Here is a 23489-nt window from a genome sequence, read left to right on the forward strand (position 1 = left end):
CATGCAAATCTAAAATATAAATATGGGAACAGAAAATTTTGGTGTAGAGGATACTATGTTGACTCGGTTGGTAAGAACGCCAAAAAGATTCAAGAATATATCAGAAATCAATTAATGGATGATCAAGCATATGACCAACTGAGTCTCAAAGAATATATAAACCCGTTTACGGGTGAGCCAGTAATAAAAGGTAAATAATAAAAGCCCTTGTTAGGGCTAAACCAGAGAAAAAGGTGCGGTTAGGGCTTTTATTTTCGAAGGGCCTTTGAGGCCTATGCCGGTAATAGTCCCTTACAGGGACAGAACAAACCACCAGTTCTCACTGGTGGTCATGATTGCATAAAAGCCTGGTTTGGCATTAGTTGAAGGCCATCTAATGGAGTAAAATATTGTTCTGCTCAATCAAATAAGAAGAAAGGAGTTTTTCATCCCATCCAGATGAAAAAATGGTGAGAACTATGATAAGACCAAGTTGTAAAGAAATTGAAACATTTGCAAAAGAATACAGTATTATACCGATCTGCAAAGAAATCCATGCCGACATTGTCACTCCTATTACGCTGCTTCGAAAAATCTCTCAGATCAGTAAGAAGTATTACCTTCTTGAGAGTATTGAAGGCGGTGAGAAATGGGGCAGGTATTCGTTTTTAGGATTTAATCCTGTTTTACATGTTACTTGTAAAAACAATGAGATTATCATCTTAGACGGGGAAAAGAGAACTCTTTATTATAATGATCCTTTTGATGCCGTCAGAGAACTATTAAAAGAATACAAAGCACCCCAATTAAAGGAAATGCCTCCGTTTACAGGTGGATTTGTAGGATATTTTGCCTATGAGATGATTGGATATTGGGAAAGAAAATTAAAACTAAAAACCAATGATTATTACGATTTTGATCTTATGCTATTTGATAAGGTAATTGCCTATGACCATTTGAAACAAAAAATTATTATTATGGTCAATATGAGGACTGACAATATTAAGGAGAATTACATAAAGGCAATTGGAGAGATTGAAGGAATCATCCGGCTGGTTCACGATCTGACACCCCTTCCTAAGTTAGTTACCAAAAGCAGGCCGCATTTTACCTGTAATGTAACCCAGGAAGAATATTGTGCCATGGTAGAAAAAACAAAAGAGTATATAAGAAACGGAGATTTATTTCAAGGCGTGATTTCAAGAAGATTTGAGACAGAGTACGGAGACAGCCTTATTAATGCCTATAGAGTGCTTAGAACTACCAATCCTTCTCCCTATATGGTATTTCTACAGAGAGATGAAACTCAGATTATCAGTACGTCTCCGGAGACTTTGGTAAAACTAAAGAATGGCAATCTTTTTACATTTCCCATTGCAGGTTCCAGACCAAGAGGAGAAACACCAAGGGAAGATAAGGAATTAGAAGAAGAACTTTTGCAAGATGAAAAAGAACTTTCTGAACACAATATGCTTGTTGACCTTGCAAGAAATGATATAGGAAAGGTTGCTAAAATCTCAAGTGTACAGGTTGCTGATTATAAAAAGATACAAAAATATTCAAAAATAATGCATATAACATCGGTGGTAGGAGGGAAAATACAAGACGGAAAAGACCCATTTGATGTTATTGAAGCAATTCTTCCTGCAGGAACTTTATCCGGGGCACCTAAGATAAGGGCATGTGAAATTATAGGAGAAGTTGAAAAAGAGCCCAGAGGAATCTATGGAGGTGCAATTGGTTATATTGATTTCTCAGGTAATATGGATACCTGCATTGCCATCCGTATGGCAGTGAAAAAAGATAACAAGGTTTATGTACAGGCAGGAGCAGGAATTGTGGCAGACAGTATACCTGAGAAAGAATATGAAGAGAGTGAGAATAAGGCAAAGGCAATTATAGAAGCGATTTTAAGGGCAAGTGAGGTGGATGAGATATGATACTGATTATAGATAATTATGATAGCTTTACTTATAACCTGGTACAGCTTGCAGGTAAGATACAAGACGATATTATAGTAATCCGCAATGATGAGATGACTGTTAAGGAGGTTATGAATCAAAAACCAACCCATATTATCATATCCCCGGGCCCTGGGTATCCCAAAGAGGCAGGTATCTGTGAAGAGGTAATCTATGAGATGAAAGAGACTGTTCCGATTCTGGGAGTATGTCTTGGACATCAGGCAGTCTGTGAGACTTTCGGAGGTGAGATAGGTCCGGCAAAAGTACTGATCCACGGAAAACAAAGTACCATTCATATTGCTAACGGCAGCCGTATATTTCATGGTCTACCCCCAATGATAGAGGCAGCAAGGTATCATTCCCTTATTGTAACAAGAGATACTTTACCTGATGAACTACTGGTAATCGGAGAGGATAAAGACGGTGAAATTATGGCGGTGAAGCATAAGGATTATGAAATCTATGGTCTGCAATTCCATCCGGAATCCATCTTAACACCACAAGGAGAATTAATCATGAAAAACTTCTTAGAAATCGGAGGTGGAGCAATATGATACAACAAGCAATCAACCAGTTGGTAAAGGGAAAAGATCTTACACATAATGAGGCGGAAGCTGTTATGGATGAGATCATGAGGGGAGAAGCAACGAATTCCCAAATCTCAGCATTTATTACTGCTATGAGAATGAAGGGAGAAACCATTCATGAGATTACGGCTTGTGCACTTAGCATGAGAAAACATGGAACGAAATTAGAGACGGAACAGGATGTATTGGAAATTGTAGGTACCGGAGGAGATGAAACATTTACATTTAACATTTCAACGGTATCCTCCTTTATTGTATCTGCTGCTAAGATACCGGTTGCAAAACATGGGAACCGGAGTGTATCCAGTAAATGCGGAAGTGCAGATGTGTTAGAAGCTTTGGGTGTTAATATTGACATTCCTGTTGAGAAAAGTGAACAGATATTGAAAGAAATTGGATTGTGTTTTCTGTTTGCCCCCAGATATCATTCTTCCATGAAATATGCGGCACCAGTAAGGAGAGAACTTGGAATCAGAACAATATTCAATATTCTTGGCCCTCTTGTCAGTCCTGCAGATGCCAGTCTTCAACTGTTGGGAGTATACGATGAAAATCTGGTGGAGCCCCTTGCCCAGGTATTAGCCAATCTTGGCGTAAAGAAAGCAATGGTAGTTCATGGGCATGACGGAATGGATGAAATTACACTTACTTCATCATCTACCGTATGTGAAGTAAATCAAGGAAGGCTGAACAGTTTCTTTTTAGATCCCCGCCGGTTGGGTTTTGAATATTGTAAGGCAGAAGAACTTGTGGGAGGTAATCCTTCGGAAAATGCACGGATTGCCAGAGACATACTAAACGGTGAAAAAGGGCCAAAGAGGGATATTGTAGTATTAAATTCAGCTGTATGTCTGTATTTGAACTACAATTGTATGACTCTTAGGGATTGTATCAGGATGGCGGCAGAGATTATTGACAGCAAAAAGGCGCTAAAGCAATTGGAACAGTTTGTGAAATTATCCAATGGGTAATTCAGTATATTTTGATTCAGACTTGTCTTTAAAAAGACTTGAAATAGAGAAAGGCGGTGACAATATGATTCTTGATATTCTTGCAGAATCAAGCAGGAAACGTGTTAATGAATTAAAGGCAGTGGTATCTTTAGATGAACTGAAAGCTCGTATTTATAACGGAAATAAGGTGAAAAGTTTTCATCAAAGAGAAGAATTTGCATTAGAGCATGTTTTTAGGGAAAACAGGGCGGTTTCTAAGAAGGGAAAAAATGAGACAGGAGAAAAAGGTTTTTCTCTAATATGTGAAGTGAAAAAAGCATCTCCATCCAAAGGAGAGATTGCAAAGGATTTCCCATATTTAGAAATAGCAAAAGAATACGAAAAAGGAGGGGCGGCGGCGATTTCCGTTCTGACAGAGCCGGAATATTTCAAAGGAAACAATGGGCATTTAACTGAGATCAGCAGTTCAGTATCAATTCCGGTATTGCGAAAAGACTTTACCGTAGATGAATATCAGATCTATGAAGCAAAACTAATTGGGGCAGATGCAGTACTGTTGATCTGTGCCCTATTGGATAAAGATACTTTAAAGGAATACATAAGCATTTGTAATGAACTTGGCCTTTCTACTTTGGTGGAAGTGCATTCGGAAGAAGAAATTAAGATGGCTTTAGAAGCCGGAGCAAGAATCATAGGAGTGAACAATCGAAACCTGCAGACCTTTCAGGTGGATTTTAACCACTGTATAAATTTAAAGAAGTTGATTCCACCTGACATTATTTTTATTGCCGAGAGCGGTATTCAAAAGGCAGAAGATATTTCAGCTTTAAAAGCAGCCGGGGCAGATGGGGCACTAATCGGTGAAACATTAATGAGAAGTAAAGACAAGAAAGAGATGATGGCTTACTTACAAGGTAAGAATCACTCTTAAGAAAACATACCGGATATTATAAGGAGAGAGTAGAAATAAATGTAGCTTATACAAAGCACCCTGGAGGAATAGTGATGACTAAGGTTAAAATATGTGGTCTTACAAGGTTAGAGGATATCAAAGCAGTCAATGAAGTTCTTCCTGACTATGTTGGCTTCGTTTTTGCAAATAGTAGAAGAAAGGTAAGTTTGGAGACTGCAATAGAATTAAAGAAAAACTTGAATTCTTTCATTAAGGCTGTAGGAGTTTTCGTAAATGAGGAACCGGAAAACATTATACGCTTTTGCAAAGAACAAGTGATTGATGTTATTCAGCTTCATGGAGATGAAAAAGAAGAGTATATCTTAAAATTAAAACAATATCTGGGGAATGACATTATCAAAGCAGTCAGAGTCAAAGAAGCTGCAGATATTAACAAAGAGGCCCGGTTACCATGCGACTATATCTTATTAGATACTTATCGGGAAGGACAGTATGGTGGAAGTGGAACTGTTTTTAACTGGAATCTCATCTCTAATGTAAGTAAACCATTTTTCCTTGCAGGAGGAATTTATTCCGGTAATGTTTTACAGGCTGTAAAACAATGCAATCCCTATTGTATTGATGTAAGCAGCGGAGTAGAAACGGATCATTTTAAAGATCTTGGGAAGATAAGAGATTTAATACAAAAGATAAGAAGAACATAATTGACAGAAGCAGCAAGGAAGAAAGTAGAAAGATCATAAAGGAGAGTGAAAGTTATGTCAGAGGGAAGATTTGGTATACATGGAGGACAATATATTCCGGAAACACTAATGAATGCAGTGATTGAATTAGAGGATGCTTACAATTACTATAGAAAAGATCCGGAATTCTGCAGGGAATTAGAAAGACTTTACCAAAATTACGCAGGACGACCTTCCTTATTATACTATGCAGAAAAAATGACCAAAGACCTTGGCGGAGCTAAGATTTATCTAAAGAGAGAAGATTTAAATCATACCGGTTCCCATAAAATTAATAATGTATTGGGTCAGATGCTTCTTGCAAAGAAGATGGGAAAAACAAGGGTGATTGCGGAGACCGGTGCGGGTCAGCATGGAGTTGCAACTGCTACAGCAGCGGCACTTATGGGAATGGAATGTGAGATATTTATGGGGAAAGAAGATACGGACCGCCAGGCACTGAATGTATTTCGCATGGAACTGCTTGGTGCAAAGGTTCACGCTGTAACAGGGGGGACACAGACTCTGAAAGATGCTGTAAATGAAACTTTGAAAGAATGGACTGCCCGTGTGGAGGATACCCACTATGTACTTGGTTCCGTTATGGGGCCTCATCCTTTTCCGACTATTGTCCGTGATTTTCAAAGTATTATAGGTAAAGAAGTGAAACAGCAGATTATGGAGTTAGAAGGAAAGCTTCCGGATGTACTGCTTGCCTGTGTGGGGGGTGGAAGCAATGCAATGGGACTGTTCTATGAATTTATACATGACCGGGAAGTCCGATTAATTGGCTGTGAGGCAGCAGGACATGGTGTGGATACTGATAAAAATGCAGCTACTATCACCAATGGAAGTGTGGGAATCTTCCACGGCATGAAATCTTATTTCTGCCAGGATGAATATGGACAGATTGCACCTGTTTACTCTGTTTCAGCAGGACTTGACTATCCTGGAATCGGACCGGAGCATGCATATCTTCATGATATGGGAAGAGCATCTTATGTTGCTGTTACAGATCAGGAAGCCATAGCAGCTTTTGAATACCTGTCAAAGATGGAAGGAATTATTCCCGCAATTGAAAGTTCCCACGCAGTGGCATATGCCAAAAAAATTGCTCCTGCCATGGGAAAAGATAAGATTATGGTAATTAATCTATCAGGCAGAGGAGATAAAGATGTGGCGGCCATAGCGCGTTTTAAGGGGGTAGAGATTCATGAGTAGAATCAAAGAAGTATTTACCAAAGGAAAAGCATTTATAACTTTTATAACAGCAGGTGATCCATCTTTGGATATTACAGGGCAACTGATTATTGAAATGGCAAAATCAGGTGCAGATCTGATCGAAATAGGGATTCCTTTTTCTGACCCGGTTGCAGAAGGAAGTGTTATACAGCAGGCAGATGAAAGGGCTCTTAAAGGAGGTACCACCACAGATAAAATCTTTAAAATGGTGGAAGAAGTAAGAAAACAATGTGAGATTCCCCTGGCCTTTATGACCTATATTAATCCCGTTTTTACTTATGGGGGAGAAAGGTTTTTAAAAAACTGTAAGAATTGCGGTATTGACGCCCTTATAGTTCCAGATCTTCCCTTTGAAGAAAAGGGGGAGTTAGAACCATATTGTAATAAATATGGGATTGATCTAATCTCTTTTATTGCACCTACCTCCCATGAACGTATCCGGATGATCGCCAGAGAGGCCAAAGGTTTTGTATATTGTGTTTCCTCTATGGGAGTTACCGGTGTAAGAAATAAAATTACTGCCAATGCCCGCGATATGATAAGGTTGGTAAAAGCAGAACAGGATATTCCATGCGCCATAGGATTTGGCATAGCCACACCGGAACAGGCGGGAGAGATAGCTTTGTACTGCGATGGTATCATTGTAGGAAGTGCAATTGTTAAGATGGTAGGAGAATATGGGGCAGATTGTGTAAGACCCATCGGTGAATATGTGACAAAGATGAAAAAGGCAATCTGTTCCTATTAGAATAAAGAGTACAGTGTTATGAAGTTTTTTGTTTTTGCTTCGAACTGCACTATCTGATATTTGAGGAAGAATCATGGAAGTGGATTTATCCATAACCCATAGACTTTCGATATGATTCAGATAGTGCAGTTTTTTATATGTAAAAATGACTAGAAATACCAGGATTTATAGACAATTTTTAATAATATAGCAATATAGTTCTATTAATTGGCAAAGCAATATGTTTTATTTTAACCAATACATTATTAAAATATAGGCAAAGGTATATTCATATTGTCGGCTTTTATCCCTAAGTTGTATCACGGGTCCGGAAAACATATTATTGACGAAAGCTTGAGGCTGATAAATACAACTGATTAAACTATATACCTAATATCTTGAACATATTAATATTCAGCTAATTACAAGGTGGTGGTAAATTTAAAACATAAAATAAAGAAGTATCTGGGGAATGGAACGTAATTGCGTGGACGTAGAATTCTAAATTCCTAAACCAGCCGGTGATATTACCGGATTGGCAAATCACGCACAACAATATTATGAAAGGAAGATAATATATGCATTGTAAAAAAACGAATCCAAAATGGATGAAATGCGGATCGCGCCTGATCGCCTCCCTGCTGGTGGCTGCAATGGCATTCTCCCTGGTTGGAGTACAGAAGACCTTGGCCAATGGTTCGGAAAGTGAAATTGTGGCCGCTTCCCTTAGGGGAAGAGGGTTCATGGCTGCCGAGGATCTGGGACCCATGGCTTCAACTCCCAATGTACCTGCCGCCACCTTTAATACGTATGGAGGGCGCCTGTATGCCTATGCAGCTGCTGTTGGAGACGTATTCAGCGTGGTGGATGTAGAAACCAACCTTCGGGTGGATTTGGAACAAATGCCTGGTATTGGAACGGCCTATACCCATACCGCCGCAACCGATGGAAAAATCTATGTGGCAGGCGATAGGGGGATTTTGTATGTGTACGACCCAGCCACCCAGGATTCCCAAAAAATCGGTACAGTACTTGAGGGACACCAGGTATGGAGCGCCGCAGGTGACGAGACCGGCAATATCTACTTTGGCACCTATAAGCAGGGTGGCTCTCATGTGGTGAAGTACAATGCCTCCACTGGCAAGTTGGAGGATTTGGGAATGGCCGATCCATCCGGAAGCAGCGACTATGTGCGCTCCATGGCCTATAAGGACGGAAAGCTGTACTTAGGGCTGGGCCTGGCGGCTAAGGTACATGTAATGGATATAAGGAATCAAAACAAAATTACTGATATTACACCTGGTAATCTGCATGAACGAATCAAAAAGGATCCAGGGGATGGGGTGGTACAATATGTTTACAGCATGGGCATCGCAGGCAACACCCTAATGGCCCATGTGGATAACGGCAAAAAAGATGCGTTACTGTTCTATCATCTGGATAAGCAGCAGTGGGACGATAAAGTGGTGCATATGGACGGCGTAAAAGATGAGGAAGGCTATGACTTTGGGGTATGGAACTTTACCCACCTGCCCGTGCATGGGGATTACGCTTATCTGATTCATGACCGCCACCTGATGCAGATCAACCACAAAACACTGGATATTGTGGAGAAGATCACCAAGTATCCATCGGGGCTACGTGGTGGAACGGTAATGCTTAAGGATGGCAACCCAGTGGTGCTGACCCTTTCCCGTGGCGGTGAAATCGTGTATATGGATGTGTCAGCAAAGACTACCACTCGTGAACAGGCATCTGTAATGGGTGCGCCCCTTGGGTTGCACAACCTGGCCGCGGGTAACAACGGTAAGCTATATATGACCACCTACCCTGGCGGGCCTATCGGTGCGGAATATGACCCCAGGACTCAGGAAGCCCGTATGTACAACCAGGGTCAGGCGGAGGGCATCGTAGCAGGAGATGGTGATACCTTATACTTTGGTATTTATCCTGGTGCCGTCATTCAATCCATGAATACCAGTGAGCCGGGCAAGTTTAAAACACTGTTTGAGATGAAAACAATCCAGGAGCAGGACCGCCCCTACATCATGCAGTATCAGGACGGTCTTCTGCTGATGGGAACCATTCCGGATTATGGAAAAACAGGTGGTGCCCTTGGAATCTACAATCCTTCCGACGGTACTCACAAGGTTTACCGTAATGTGGTGGAGAAGCAGAGTATTGTGGGTCTTGCTATGAAGGATGGAATAATTTATGGCTCAACATCTCAAAGGGGCGGTCTGAATGCTCCAATTGAATCCTTGCCCACAGAACCTCCCAAGGTGTTTGTGTGGGATGTGGCATCAGAAACAAAAACAGCTGAATTCAGCCTGGATATTCCGGGCCTCAACACCCCAATGATCAGCGGGCTGACCTTTGACAAGGGTGGTAACCTGTGGGGTGCGGCAGATGGAGTTTTGTTCACCCTTGATACCGAAACCAATAAAGTATCCAAGTATAAGAACATCTACCCTGAAATCTCGGGACGGGGCATGTGGCGGCCTGTACACATTAAGTTTGGTGAGGACGGCTTGTTATATACCGATCTGGCTGGCAAACTGACCGTAGTGGATCCTGTCAGCGAAAACTGGGATCATGTTACGGTGCCAGCCGACGGCAAAGAGGTGGATTTCATCGAGCTGGCCTATGACAAGCAGGGCAGACAGAATGTGTATTTTCTGGATAACGGTGCTACAACGCTGAAGGTGGTACGGGTGATTGAGGGCGGATGGGTACAGCAGCCTCCCAAAACCGTAGAGATTCCTGTGGAGGTCAAAAACGGCGGTTTTGAGGAGTTCGAGATGTCTATCTCCAGTTGGTCGGGCAGTGGCGTAAGTCTTTCAGAGGCACAAAAATACGATGGCAGGCACTCCATGCTGGTTGTCAGCGGTTCTGCCATATCCGGAGACATTGCTGACTTAGAACAGGGCAAAGCCTTTGAAACCAGTGCACAGGTATATGTAGTAAGCGGGCCGGCCATAATGACGGTGCAGTTCTTAGATGTTTCAGGTCAGTTACTTGAAGAGCAAAGTGCATATACAGTCAGCACAGGTGTATGGGAAAAGGTAACAGTTAGTGGAACAACACCAGATAATGCCGTAAAGGCACGTATACTGGTACAGAGTAATGATAGTGCTTATTTTGATGCATTTGAGATGGTTAGTACCACGGTTGTGCCAAATCTGGAGTTGCTGCCTAATGGTGATTTCAGTAATGGTTTGAACAATTGGACCAAAAAGAACCAAGCAAATCCCACGTTAGCTGACGTTGTTGTGGATAAGGCTCCCGGCCCTGACGGAGAAATGGGTGCAGGGGGTGATAGTGCTAAATTTACCGACAAATCGTCGGCTGCCGGTGTTTTTCTAGTAAGCGACAAAATGGATGTTACTGTAGGAATCTCCTATGATTTCCAGTTTAATCTGTTTATGAACAGCGGAACGGTAAATGGGACGGATGCCTCTGGCAATACAACTGGTCAGCCCAACCGATGTTCGGTATATGTAAGGTATTATGACCAAAATGGGACAATGCTCACTTCTGAACTTAGTAGTGGGAAATCATACACCACAGGGCAAGGTATATGGCAGCAGCTTTCGGAGCGCAGTACAGCACCGGCTGGTGCAGTGAGTGCCGAGGTATGGATTGGTATATCCCCATTCTACATGGCCGACAGCGTTTACTTTTCCAATCTTTCCTTCAAAGCCGCAACGACAGGCGAGGATGTGCCGGTATCCCTGAGCATTCCTAATGCATCCCTTGAGGACAATGTTAGCCTGATACCGGGCTGGACATCTTGGGGTGAACCTTGGAGTACCTGTTCTTATCAAATCACCCGAGAGCAGAAGTATGAAGGAGAATACAGTCTGAAGCTTGTGGACAATTCACAAGACGAAAACATCTTCCTGCGTTCTGACTTTATTACGTTAATGCCGGGCATAAAATCCTATATGGCCAGCGTAGGCATGCTGCTCCCTGATGGGAAGGCCACATTGATGATGCGCTATTATGATGGTAATGGCAAGCAGGTGGGACAGGATCAGGATGGTGTTAATATCATCCATGTTACGGTCACAAGCAGTGAATGGCAGGAGGTGAAGGCCACTGTACCGGTACCGGAGGGTGCGGTTAGCGCACAGATCTGGCTGGGCATGAGTAAATTCTTTACATCAAGTGGGGTGTATTATGATGATGTTAAGCTGGCCGGCTTGGTGGAAAAATATGCCCTGACTGTAAGGGGTGGCAGCGGAAGCGGTGAGTATAAGCAGGGAGAAGCGGTAACGATTATCGCTGATCCAGCCCCAGCCGGCATGTTGTTTGACCGTTGGATCATAGTATCTGGTAGCGGGCAGCTGGAAAACGCCACTAACCCCAAAACCACCTTTGTTATTGGCGATAAATCTACTCTGATTAAGGCTACATATGCCCTTATCACGGATCCGGGCAATCCCGGCGGTGAGGGAGGCGGTACAGGCAGCAACGGGGGCTACACGCCTTCTGACCCAAAGGCTTCCATCGATAAAAAGCCGGATCAACCCACCATAGCGTCCAAAAACTTAACTGTTAAAGTGAATAAAGACGGCATGGCATCCGTCACCATTACCGAAGGGCAGGTAAAGGAACTGATCCACACAGCAATAAAAGACGCCAAAAGAAGTGGAAAAACAGCAGATGGCATCGGCATTGCATTTCATATCAGGTTCGGAACAGATGGAAAAAGTGCCAGCCTGAAGCTGGATGAAAAAGCGCTTCTCCTTCTAGAAAGCAACGGTGTGGTGCGCTTTGACATAAATACACCACTGGTAAACTTCTCCTTTGATGGTGCAGCTATTAAGCAGATAAACGGGCAAACGTCGGGAGTGGTTACCATTGGCCTGTCACCGGTGGGTAAGCTCTCTAAAGAAGCAAAAGCACTGATTGGCAAACGGCCTGTTTACGACCTGACCGTAAGCTATCAGAAAGATGGCAAGACCAGGTATATCAAAAACTTCGGAAAGGGCATGGTTACGTTGGGCATGGCTTACAAAGCAACTTCCAAAGGAAAGACTGGTAACCTGTTCGGTGTTTTTGTAGACCAAAATGGAAAACCACAACTGCTAACCAGATCCAGCTATACAAATGGCATGCTTATTTTCAGCAGAAACAGCCTTTCCGTTTACGGTGTGGGCTATAAGACACCTGCTCCGGCTTTCACCGATACCAAAACCCATTGGGCAAAGGATCATATTGATTTTGTAGCCGGCAGAGGGCTTATCAGCGGTACAAGTAAAACCACCTTTGATCCCAATACCGCCATTACCCGTGGAACATTCCTAATGGCACTAGGCAAGCTTTCCGGTGTTGACGTAAGCAACTATAAAATTAGCAGCTTCACCGACGTAAAGAACAGTGACCCCGCCATGCCTTACATTGAATGGGCTGTCAAAAACAAGATCCTGGAGGGTATTAGCAACAGCAAGTTTGGACCTGATCAGTTGATTACCCGGGAGGAGATGGCCGTAATAATGGCAGGTTATGCCAAAGCTGCCGAATATAAGCTGCCAGTTTCTATTGCTCCAGTCACATTCTCGGATAATACGAAAATTGCAGCTAACGCAAAGGATGGGGTGAGATCCATCCAGCAGGCTGGGATCATGCAGGACAAAGGCAGCAACATTTTTGACCCACAGAGCAGCGTCACCAGAGCCGAGGCCAGTGCTATCTTACGACGCTTCGTGGAACTTGTTATAGACGAAGGTACGGCACGGGGCTGGAGTCAGAATGATGCCGGGCTAAGATGCTATTTTGATTCCAATGGTGACATGAAAACCGGTTGGCACAATGAAAAGGGTGAAAAATACTACTTTGATGTGAACGGTGTTATGGCGGCTGGAAAATGGGTACAAATCAACAGTAAGTGGTATTACTTTTATGCTGACGGAAAAATGGCAGCTGACACCACTGTTGAAGGCTATTCATTAAAAGAGGACGGCACAAGAAAAGAATGACCTTGTATTCAAATAAAAAGTAAAATCTAAAGAACTATGAAAGCGGACGGTTTATACTGTCCGCTTTTTTTAGACGATTCAAATACTATAATTTTAAATAAGCTGGTGAAGCATATTCATAAGTTTGTCTTAACCTGCCTGTAAAAACCACTTGACAGAAAATTAATTATTGCATATTATAATAAGTAATGAGCCAAATTATAATATAAACATATTATTAAATGTATTGATGGAGAGGATTAGATAAGTATTTCTTAGCAGAGAGGATAACTCCCAGGCTGAAAAGTTATCTTAATGAGAACTTATTGAAGGTAGCTCCTGAACAGTATTTCTGAACAAAAACCATGTACAGTTTAGTAGGAAATAACGGTAAGCCCCGTTACAGGCTAAGAGGTTTGGTATAGACCAGACTTCAAGAGAGGTGATAAAAATTGTAACTTATTAAGAAAAAAGTATTTTCCTAATGCTTTTTTATATAAGCTATAAATTATCACGAATAAAGGTGGTACCACGGTCCTTCGTCCTTTAAAGACGAGGGCTTTTTTTGTGTCAAAATAAGAATTATGGTGCTAAAGCACCGGAATCGAGGTTATTATGAAAAAAGAATTGGCTAAGACCTATGATCCTAAGGACATAGAAGACAGATTGTATAAAAAATGGCTGGATAAAAAGTATTTTCATGCCAAGGTGGATAAGACCAAAAAACCATTTACCATTGTGATTCCGCCGCCAAATATTACAGGACAATTACACATGGGACACGCATTGGATAACGCCATGCAGGATATTATTATTCGTTTTAAGAGAATGCAGGGATATAATGCGCTATGGCAGCCGGGTACGGACCATGCCAGTATTGCTACGGAAGTTAAGATTATTGAACAACTGAAAAAAGAAGGTATTGATAAGGAAGACTTGGGAAGAGAAGGATTTCTTAAGAGAGCATGGCAATGGAAGGATGAATACGGCGGAAGGATTATCGGTCAGTTAAAGAAGCTGGGCTCCTCCTGTGATTGGGACAGAGAAAGATTTACCATGGATGAAGGCTGTTCCAGGGCGGTTCAGGAAGTATTTATCCGTCTTTATGAAAAAGGCTATATTTATAAAGGTTCCAGAATCATAAACTGGTGTCCGGTTTGCCAGACAAGTATATCCGATGCGGAAGTAGAACATGAAGAACAGTCAGGACATTTCTGGCATATTAAATATCCGGTTGTGGGATCGGGGGATTTTGTAGAAATCGCTACTACAAGACCGGAAACCATGCTTGGTGATACAGCGGTAGCCGTTCATCCGGAGGATGACAGATACAAACACTTAATAGGCAAGAAAGTATTACTTCCAATTGTAAATAAAGAAATACCGGTTGTTGGGGATGCCTATGTTGACAAAGAATTTGGTACCGGTGTGGTTAAGATAACACCTGCCCATGACCCAAATGACTTTGAAGTTGGTAAGAGACATAACCTGCCTGAAATCAATATTATGAACGATGATGCTACCATTAACACCAATGGAGGAAAATTCCAGGGACTTGACCGTTATGAGGCTAGAAAGAGAATCGTTAAAGAATTAGATGAATTAGGATTGCTGGTAAAGATTGAGGACCATGTTCATAATGTAGGTACTCATGACAGATGTAATACAACAGTAGAGCCGTTAATCAAACAGCAATGGTTCGTTAAGATGGATGAGTTGATCAAACCTGCTGTTGAGGCGGTTAAGACCGGAGAAATTCAATTTGTACCGGAACGTTTTGATAAAATCTATTTTAACTGGACCGATAATATCAGAGACTGGTGTATATCCAGACAATTATGGTGGGGACATAGAATTCCTGCTTATTACTGTGATAAATGCGGAGAAGTGGTAGTTTCCAAAGATGCTCCTGAAGTATGTCCAAAATGCGGTCACACTCATTTAACACAAGATGAAGATACGCTGGATACCTGGTTTAGTTCCGCTTTATGGCCATTCTCAACTTTAGGTTGGCCGGAAGAAACAGAAGATTACAAGTACTTTTACCCAACCAATGTATTAGTAACCGGTTATGATATTATCTTCTTCTGGGTTATCCGCATGGTATTCTCAGGATTTGAATATACCGGGAAAGCGCCTTTTAATAAAGTATTAATCCATGGACTGGTAAGAGATGCTCAGGGACGTAAGATGAGCAAATCCCTTGGAAATGGCATTGATCCATTAGAAATCATTGATCAATACGGTGCAGATGCTTTAAGATTAACCTTGATAACCGGTAATGCTCCCGGCAATGATATGCGCTTCTATATGGAAAGAGTAGAAGCCAGCAGAAACTTTGCCAATAAAGTATGGAATGCCTCCAGATTCATTATGATGAATCTGGAGAAAGCTAGGACCAGTGATAATATTGATCCTAAGGCATTAACGGATGCTGATAAATGGATTCTTTCTAAGGCAAATTCTTTAGTGAGAGAAGTTACAGATAACATGGAAAACTTTGAACTGGGTGTTGCGGTTCAGAAAATTTATGATTTTATCTGGGAAGAATTCTGCGACTGGTATATTGAGATGGTTAAACCAAGGCTTTATAGTGATACGGATGAAACAAAAGCAGGTGCTATATGGACTTTAAAACAGGTTCTCACTACCTCTTTAAAATTATTACATCCATATATGCCATTTGTAACAGAAGAAATTTACTGTACCTTAAAAGAAATGGAAGATTCTAATCCAGATGATGGCTCCATCATGATATCGGAATGGCCGGTATATGATAAAGAAATGAATTATTCAAAAGAAGAGGAAGCAGTTGAAACTATAAAAGCTGCAGTAAAAGGAATTCGTAATGTTCGTACTGAAATGAATGTTCCACCAAGCAGAAAGGCTAATGTGTACGTTGTTTCAGAAAAGGATAACCTTCGCAGCATCTTTGAAGGCAGTAAAGTATTCTTTGCAACCTTAGGATATGCGGCAGAAGTTTTCATCCAAAAGGATAAGGCTGGAATATCCGATGATGCAGTAACGGCAGTTATTCCGGAAGCTACTATTTATATGCCATTTGCTGATTTGGTAGATACCGAAAAAGAAATCGAACGTCTGGAGAAAGAAAAAGCCAGATTAGAAGGGGAATTAAAGCGTGTTAATGGTATGCTAAGCAATGAAAAATTCGTAAGCAAGGCTCCGGAAGCTAAAATAGCGGAAGAAAAGGAAAAATTAGAGAAGTATACTAACATGATGAACCAGGTAACGGAAAGACTTGCCTATTTTAGGAAATAAATCTGTCGAAGGGAATCGAACAGTTTTTCTTGCATAATAGGATGGTACTATTATAATAGAGGTAGGAATACTCTGCCTCTATTATAATTTTATAAAAATAAACTGAATCTGGCAATATTGTCTTGATTTTTGACACTATTATAGTTATTATTAAATAAATAATGTTATTTATATATATGGGTAAAACCATTATAAGATAGGACGAGCTTTCCTCGTTCATTATTTAAAAGGTTAGAAAATTAAGAAAGAAAGGAAATGCTATATACCACTTCTTTCATAGGTGGAAAGAAAATGTAGGTGTGTAGAAAGAGCAATGGGTGTAAAAAATGATTAATTTTGATGAAGAAATCGCTAAATTTCAACCAAGTCTGGAAGTGGAACAGGCAGAAGATGTAATCCAAAATAACGATTTAGCTGATATTACTGATTTAATAAAAAGTATGATTAAAGAACTAAAAGATAAATAAGCTATGTAAGCTTAAAGATTTTGGCAACAAGAAAATGCCCTAGAAGAATTATAAGGCATAATTCTTGTTTTTATATGGAGTCCTTAGAAATGAACTTTTACAAGAATAAACGGTTAGGTGGAGATAAAAAATGATTTGTCCGGAATGTGGAAGTATAGTTGCATCAAAAAGAAACCGTTGTGAAAGATGCGGTACCGACTTGACAACCTTTAAAAAAGTAACCATGCTATCCAACATGTATTATAATGAAGGATTGGAAAAAGCAAAAGTGCGGGATTTATCTGGCGCTATTTTGATATTGAAAAAAAGTCTTGAATTGAACAAAAGAAATACCAATGCCAGAAATTTATTGGGATTGGTATATTACGAAGTTGGTGAAACAGTTTCCGCACTGAGTGAATGGGTAATTAGTAAACACTTTCAGGCAGAGAATAACGATGCAGATGAATACATGGAATCCTTACAATCCAATCCAACTAAGTTAGAAACTTTAAATCAGACTATAAAGAAATATAATTCAGCTTTACAGTCAGCGAAGCAGGGCAGTGATGACCTTGCTATTATCCAACTAAAGAAAGTAACCAGCTTAAATCCTCATTTTGTTAAGGCATTACAGTTATTAGCCTTACTTTATATAAAGAATGGGGAGAAAGATAAAGCCTTAAAAGCTTTATTAAAAGCGAGTAAAATAGATGTGTCCAATACAACAACTTTAAGATATTTGCATGAATTGGATGAAAACTCCGATATGTTACAAGACAATATAAAGAATGGGAAAAAGGAAAGCAGAAAAGTAGTTCCGGTTCATGAACAAACAGTTTTTCCTACCACTACCTATAAAGAAGATAAACCTAATATTTGGGCGTTTGTAAATCTGATTATTGGTGTTGCCATCGGTATAGGTGTATTATTCTTTCTCATTGTACCTACAGTTAAAAAGAATGCTTTAGAAGAAGCCAAAAAGATTGAAATAGAGTATAGTGAATCTTTAAGCAAGCAGACCCAGAGCTTATCCTCATTAGAAAAAGAAAATAAAAACTTGCAAAATGAAGTAGCAAATCTGAAGAAACAATTAAGTGAGTTTGAAACCAATGAGGTAGATGGTGCTATATATGATAACTTATTTGCCGGAATTTCTACGTATTTAGCAGAATTAGCAAAAGGAAATCCAAATGCTATGGATTATGTGGCTATTGCAGATGGTATAGGAAAAGTAAATCCGGATCAACTTGATATACCTGTGGCAAAAGAAATTTATAACCAAATTAAGGAGGCTTCCTTTATGAAGGCTTCTGACGTCTTATATAATGATGGCCATGGCCAGTATTCTGCTAGAAAATACGATGAAGCTTTACAATTATTAGAGAAGTCTTTTGAATATAATCCAGACAATGTAAATGCAATCTATTTCATTGGAAGATCCTATCACCAAAAGGGAGATTTAGACAAGGCAGCTACTTATTATACCATGTTAACAGAGAATTTTCCTGACAGCAGCCGTGCACGTGAAGCTAATACCAAGTTGAGAGAAATTGGAAGGTAATACAATACGATACAAATGAAAAAATGATTTTGAGAGAAAAGACAATTCTAATGTGTTCATTAGAGGCGTCTTTTTTTATAGATAAGTAATGTAAAATTACGCACAAAGAAGGGAAAATATGGAGAAGAAAGAAAAAAAACCGAAAAATACGTCGATTTATCAATTACGGGAGGGGGTGAAAGCGGACTTCGAAATAGTCAATAAATGTTTGATAATTAAATTAATGGAAGAACTGGATCATCATAACGCACTTACTATTCGTGAGCAGTCCGATAAACTTATATCCGGAAAGAACATTAAGGATATTGTATTTGACTTTACCGGATCTGATTTCATGGATAGTTCCGGAATCGGAGTTATTATGGGCCGCTACAAAAAGATTATATTTACCGGGGGAAAAGTAGCTGTCACTGGAGTGAATCAAAGCGTAGATAGAATCTTTCGCCTTTCTGGATTGTATAAAATAATTCACAAATTCAATACCATAGAAGATGCTGTCAAGGAATTTAACAAATAAAATTCCTGAATTAACAAACAAATTTCTTTGTTCAGCAGGTGAATTCTGAATCTATTAAGTAAATCCTGAATTTAGCGGGTTAATTTCCGATTGAGCAAGTTAATTTCCGATTTAACAAGTAAATATCCGAATTTAATAAATAAATTACTGGATTTAGTCAATAAAGTCTTGAATTTAACTATAGAAAATCGTGACTATGTATGGTTACTGATTAGATAAGAAAATAAACCAATAAAAAATTATGCTTAGCATAAAGGGTTTTAACAGGAGGATATGTATGGATTATACAAACGAAATGTTATTGGAAGTAGAAAGCCAGTCAAGAAATGAAGGCTTTGCAAGAATGGTAGTTGCTGGTTTTGTAGCACAGCTGGATCCTACCATAGAAGAAATTGCAGATATTAAAACAGCTGTCTCCGAGGCGGTTACCAATGCAATTATACATGGTTATAACAATGGGAAAGGTAAGATTAAAGTATATTGCAAAATATGCAATCATGAAGTTTATATTGAAGTACAGGATTCTGGTGTTGGTATTGAAGATATTGAAAAAGCCATGGAACCCTTATATACCACAAGACCTGAATTAGAAAGGTCTGGTATGGGTTTTGCTTTTATGGAAGCATTTATGGACGATTTAGAAGTAATTTCAAAAGCAGGGGAAGGAACTATAGTAAAAATGAAAAAAATAATTCATTAAATAGTTTACTAGATGTAAAAAATTCCTTTAGAAGGGAGTGAAACAGTGGATACCATTGAGCTAATTCGTAGATCCCAACAGGGTGATAAAGAGGCAAGAGATAAAGTAATTATGGATAATGTAGGTTTGGTATGGAGCATCGTCCGAAGATTTATGTGTAGGGGTCACGAACCGGAGGATTTATTTCAGATTGGAAGTATAGGCTTAATTAAAGCAATTGATAAATTTGACCTATCCTATGATGTAAAGTTTTCCACATATGCAGTACCCATGATAATGGGAGAAATCAAGCGATTTTTAAGAGATGATGGTGTTATAAAAGTAAGCCGCTCCTTAAAAGAAACTGCAGGTAAGATAAGAGTTGCCAGAGAAAAATTAAATAATATGTATGGAAGAGAACCAACTATAGATGAAATCGGGCAGGAAATGAATCTGGCAAAAGAAGAAGTAGTAATGGCTTTAGAATCGGGAGCCGAAGTAGAATCTTTATATAAAACCATCTATCAGGGAGATGGAAACGCTATTTACTTAATTGATAAATTAGAACAAGCCAATGATGAAAATGAAATAATGATTGACAAGCTTGCTTTGAAAGAAACCATTGAATCTTTGGATGAAAAAGATCAGGAATTGATCAGGCTTCGATATTTTATGGATAGAACACAAACGGATATAGCAAAAGAATTAGGAATTTCTCAAGTGCAGGTATCAAGATTAGAAAAGAAAATTTTATTAAAAATGCGTGAAAGAATGATGTAGATATTTCCAGTATAGAAAAATCAACGAAACATATAATAAAATCAAGTAAATCAAAAGCATCAGTAATTACTGATGCTTTTTCCTTTCCTAATACAATCTTCATTATTATAGAAAATACGAAAACGAAAAGAGGGTGATTAAATGGTCTATTTAAAAAAAGCATTGGTACTACTTACATTATTAGCTGTATTATTTGTTATTATTGTCTTTATCATACTGCCAAAAAAGAATAAAAATGTGGAATATAAAGGTACCTTGGTAAACGGTTATATCCAGATTGACAGACGGCCGGATAAAGAAGAAAGTATTGTTTAAGAAGTAGGTATTCTACAGTAGTTTGTTTTGTATAAACATTTTATCAGTGTTGGAGGCTGTTTATGAGTAACGAGTATTTGTATATTAAAGTGGATAAAAACAGTATGGCAAAAAATAAAGTGGTATATCTTGAAGATATTGCGAAACTTTACAGTACAGATACAGATAAGATAAATATATTAAAAAAGCAGGTAGTCCTGACAATAAAGGATAACAAGCCAATTAAGTGTGTATTTTCTATATTGAAGATAATTGAAATTATTCATTCCATTTACCCTGATGTACAGGTTATTAATCTTGGGGAAAGTGATTTTATCATACAGTATCAGCCTAAGAAAGAGAGACAAATACTTAAGTACTTGAAAATTGTAATGGTCTCCCTTATTATCTTTTTTGGTTCCGCTTTTGCCATTATGACTTTTAATGAAGATGCCAGTGTAGAAGAAGTTTTTAAAAAAATATATGAATTAATTATGGGCAGTGAAAAAGAGGGAGGAACCATACTGGAAATAAGTTATTCTATTGGAATTCCAATAGGTATCATCGTATTTTACAATCATTTTTCTAAAGTTAAATTAAGCAATGATCCAACTCCTTTAAAAGTTCAGATGCGTGTTTATGAAGAGGAACTGGATAAAACACTTATTGCCAATGCCAGCAGGGAGGATAAAATCATTGATGTTGATTAAAATAATAGTATTAATTATAATTGGTACCGCTTCCGGAATAATTGTAGCCGGCGGAATATTTGCATTTATTACCACAATCGGAGTAATTGACCGATTGGCAACTCACTCAGATTCAGCAAATAAAATACATTTATATGAAGACATTGTTGTTCTGGGTGCTACCTTTGGCAATATTGTAATGATATTCCAACTTGCCATTCCTTTTGGAATAGTGGGGCTTATAATGTTTGGATTATTTTCTGGCTGCTATGTAGGATGTACAGCAGTTGCTTTAGCAGAAGTTACAAAAGTGTTTCCGGTATTTACTAAAAGAATTCAATTAAGAGCAGGAACTTCTTTTCTTCTATTATGCATGGCCATAGGGAAGGCAGTAGGAAGTTTATATCAGATGTTTTTTAAAGCGTAATTTTAATAATTAAAAGGAGTTGATACAGAATGAATGATAAAAATGTCAAAGCAGGGGATGTAAGTGCTCAGGATGTCATAATTGAGCATGATCAGGATACAAAAGGACAAAAATATAATGAGTATGTGAAGAAAATGACTCCAAAGCATAGTTGGTTTCTTAACATGCTAAAAGCATTCTTAATTGGAGGAATCATTTGCACCATAGGACAAGGGTTTAATAACCTGTATAAGCACTGGGGAGCAACGGAAGATTTGGCTGCCTCCTATACTACATTATCCTTAGTATTCTTAGCTGTTTTGCTTACTGGATTAAACATATATCCTAAGTTAGCTAAATTCGGTGGTGCCGGAACCGTTGTACCAATTACAGGCTTTGCCAATTCTGTAGCGGCTCCTGCAGTAGAATTTAAGAAAGAAGGCCATGTTTTTGGTATTGGATGCAAAATCTTTACCATAGCGGGACCAGTTATTTTATATGGTATTTTCTCTTCTTGGATTCTAGGTATTATTTATTACATTTTAATGGAGTTTGGGGTAGTGTGAAGGAAATATCTTCACATTTGGAAGAAACTCCAAAATGGATTTGTTGAAATTTGATTTTGAACTTCTTCGTACATTATTCGAAAGCAATTTTTGCCTGTAGCAATAAGTTGCTGTCGTCATTAAAAGGCGCTGAAGCGCTGGAATCGAGGTTAGAATGTCTGAACAAAATATGACCAATAACAAAATAGCTGGAAAGCAAAGTATACTTTTCGAAAATCCTCCTTTAATTCTATCCGGTTCTTCTATTGCGGGAAAAAAGGAAGGTGAAGGTCCTTTGGGAAGTTTCTTTGATGAAATTGAAGAAGATCCTATGGCAGGTGGTAAGACCTGGGAAGATGCAGAGAGCAGATTAATGAAACGGGCAGCAGAAAAAGCTATTGAAAAAGCAGGTTTAACGAATCAGGATATTCGTTTTTTAATAGGCGGAGATTTATTGGGACAACTAATTGCCACATCCTTTGGAATTGTCAGCCTTGAAATACCTATGTTCGGAGTATATGGGGCATGTTCTACTATGGGTGAATCTATGGCCCTTGGAGCAATTTTAGTAGATGGAGGCTATGCAGATAAAGTAATAGCAATTACCTCCAGTCATTTTGCAGGTGCAGAAAAACAATTTCGCTTTCCTTTGGGTTATGGCAATCAAAGACCCCTTTCGGCAACCTGGACGGTAACAGGAAGCGGAGCAGTAGTAATTGGGAAAAATGAATCAAAAGATAAAAATAAACATAAGAAAAAAGAAAAAAATGTAGTTATTAAAGGTATAACAGTAGGTAAAATTGTAGATTATGGTCTGAAAGATTCTATGAATATGGGAGCGTGTATGGCACCTGCGGCATATACTACTATATCACAAAATCTAAAGGATATAAATCAACTGCCGCTCTACTATGATAAAATCATTACAGGTGATCTTGGAAGTGTGGGTAAAGATATTTTAATTGACTTATTAAAAGAGGATGGTTTTGATATTAGCAGTAATTTTATGGACTGCGGAATGGAAATTTTTGATCAAGATTCTCAGGATACCCATGCAGGCGGAAGCGGATGCGGATGCAGTGCTATTACACTAACAGGATACATTTTGGATAAAATGAGACGGGGAGAATGGAATAGGGTATTATTTGTACCCACCGGTTCTTTACAGTCTACTGTAAGCTTTAACGAAGGCAATTCCATCCCGGGAATCGCTCACGGTATTATACTTGAGACTTGCTAA

20 protein-coding genes and 1 other annotated feature are annotated in these 23489 nt (G+C 39.2%); all 20 genes read left to right on the plus strand.

Annotated features, from left to right (window positions below):
• The coding region (locus BM183_RS15870; protein WP_170848046.1) for a transposase at positions 1-198 on the plus strand (198 nt) is incomplete at its 5' end.
• Between the two features lie 260 nt (positions 199-458).
• Positions 459-1919, plus strand: coding sequence for an anthranilate synthase component I (gene trpE, locus BM183_RS15875; protein ID WP_091687856.1), 1461 nt, complete (start codon positions 459-461; stop codon positions 1917-1919).
• Positions 1916-2497 carry an anthranilate synthase component II gene (locus tag BM183_RS15880; RefSeq protein WP_091687857.1) on the plus strand — a complete coding sequence of 194 codons (582 nt, stop codon included), beginning with the start codon at positions 1916-1918 and terminating at the stop codon, positions 2495-2497. Before trpE ends, BM183_RS15880 begins: the two co-directional genes overlap by 4 nt.
• Positions 2494-3501, plus strand: coding sequence for an anthranilate phosphoribosyltransferase (gene trpD / locus BM183_RS15885; RefSeq protein ID WP_091687858.1), 1008 nt, complete (start codon positions 2494-2496; stop codon positions 3499-3501). Before BM183_RS15880 ends, trpD begins: the two co-directional genes overlap by 4 nt.
• Before the next feature lie 64 nt (positions 3502-3565).
• Entirely contained in the window at positions 3566-4414 is an 849-nt protein-coding gene (gene trpC / locus BM183_RS15890) for an indole-3-glycerol phosphate synthase TrpC (RefSeq protein ID WP_091687883.1), read from the plus strand.
• A gap of 74 nt (positions 4415-4488) precedes the next feature.
• Positions 4489-5100, plus strand: coding sequence for a phosphoribosylanthranilate isomerase (locus tag BM183_RS15895; RefSeq protein ID WP_091687859.1), 612 nt, complete (start codon positions 4489-4491; stop codon positions 5098-5100).
• 54 nt (positions 5101-5154) lie between these two features.
• Positions 5155-6339 carry a tryptophan synthase subunit beta gene (gene trpB / locus BM183_RS15900; protein WP_091687860.1) on the plus strand — a complete coding sequence of 395 codons (1185 nt, stop codon included), beginning with the start codon at positions 5155-5157 and terminating at the stop codon, positions 6337-6339.
• Positions 6332-7108, plus strand: coding sequence for a tryptophan synthase subunit alpha (gene trpA, locus BM183_RS15905; protein WP_091687861.1), 777 nt, complete (start codon positions 6332-6334; stop codon positions 7106-7108). The genes trpB and trpA overlap by 8 nt, the downstream gene beginning before the upstream one ends.
• 557 nt (positions 7109-7665) lie before the next feature.
• Positions 7666-13071, plus strand: a complete 5406-nt coding sequence (locus BM183_RS15910; protein WP_091687862.1) for an S-layer homology domain-containing protein — start codon at positions 7666-7668, stop codon at positions 13069-13071.
• A 217-nt stretch (positions 13072-13288) separates the two neighbouring features.
• Positions 13289-13600: a binding site (T-box leader), on the plus strand.
• A 65-nt stretch (positions 13601-13665) separates the two neighbouring features.
• Complete coding sequence (locus BM183_RS15915) at positions 13666-16329, plus strand: valine--tRNA ligase (RefSeq protein WP_091687863.1); 2664 nt, start codon at positions 13666-13668, stop codon at positions 16327-16329.
• A gap of 326 nt (positions 16330-16655) precedes the next feature.
• Positions 16656-16796: a hypothetical protein gene (locus BM183_RS20800; RefSeq protein ID WP_170848047.1), complete on the plus strand. Its 141-nt coding sequence runs from the start codon at positions 16656-16658 to the stop codon at positions 16794-16796.
• A 130-nt stretch (positions 16797-16926) separates the two neighbouring features.
• Entirely contained in the window at positions 16927-18339 is a 1413-nt protein-coding gene (locus tag BM183_RS15920; protein ID WP_091687864.1) for a tetratricopeptide repeat protein, read from the plus strand.
• Positions 18340-18457: 118 nt separating this feature from the next.
• Positions 18458-18856 carry an anti-sigma F factor antagonist gene (gene spoIIAA / locus BM183_RS15925; RefSeq protein WP_091687865.1) on the plus strand — a complete coding sequence of 133 codons (399 nt, stop codon included), beginning with the start codon at positions 18458-18460 and terminating at the stop codon, positions 18854-18856.
• Between the two features lie 277 nt (positions 18857-19133).
• Complete coding sequence (gene spoIIAB / locus BM183_RS15930) at positions 19134-19556, plus strand: anti-sigma F factor (RefSeq protein ID WP_091687866.1); 423 nt, start codon at positions 19134-19136, stop codon at positions 19554-19556.
• 45 nt (positions 19557-19601) lie between these two features.
• Positions 19602-20315, plus strand: a complete 714-nt coding sequence (sigF, locus tag BM183_RS15935) for an RNA polymerase sporulation sigma factor SigF (RefSeq protein WP_091687867.1) — start codon at positions 19602-19604, stop codon at positions 20313-20315.
• Positions 20316-20456: 141 nt separating this feature from the next.
• Positions 20457-20630 (plus strand): hypothetical protein, encoded by a 174-nt coding sequence (locus BM183_RS20805; protein ID WP_170848048.1) that lies wholly within the window; start codon positions 20457-20459, stop codon positions 20628-20630.
• Between the two features lie 62 nt (positions 20631-20692).
• Positions 20693-21319, plus strand: a complete 627-nt coding sequence (locus tag BM183_RS15940) for a stage V sporulation protein AA (protein ID WP_091687868.1) — start codon at positions 20693-20695, stop codon at positions 21317-21319.
• The gene (locus tag BM183_RS15945) at positions 21309-21725 is read left to right on the plus strand and encodes a stage V sporulation protein AB (RefSeq protein ID WP_170848049.1); all 417 of its coding nucleotides are present in this window, start codon (positions 21309-21311) and stop codon (positions 21723-21725) included. Before BM183_RS15940 ends, BM183_RS15945 begins: the two co-directional genes overlap by 11 nt.
• A gap of 134 nt (positions 21726-21859) precedes the next feature.
• Positions 21860-22270: a SpoVA/SpoVAEb family sporulation membrane protein gene (locus tag BM183_RS15950; RefSeq protein WP_416386031.1), complete on the plus strand. Its 411-nt coding sequence runs from the start codon at positions 21860-21862 to the stop codon at positions 22268-22270.
• A 154-nt stretch (positions 22271-22424) separates the two neighbouring features.
• Positions 22425-23489, plus strand: a complete 1065-nt coding sequence (gene spoVAD, locus BM183_RS15955) for a stage V sporulation protein AD (RefSeq protein ID WP_091687871.1) — start codon at positions 22425-22427, stop codon at positions 23487-23489.

Source organism: Anaerocolumna aminovalerica (genome assembly GCF_900115365.1).
Classification (GTDB): Bacteria; Bacillota; Clostridia; order Lachnospirales; family Lachnospiraceae; genus Anaerocolumna; species Anaerocolumna aminovalerica.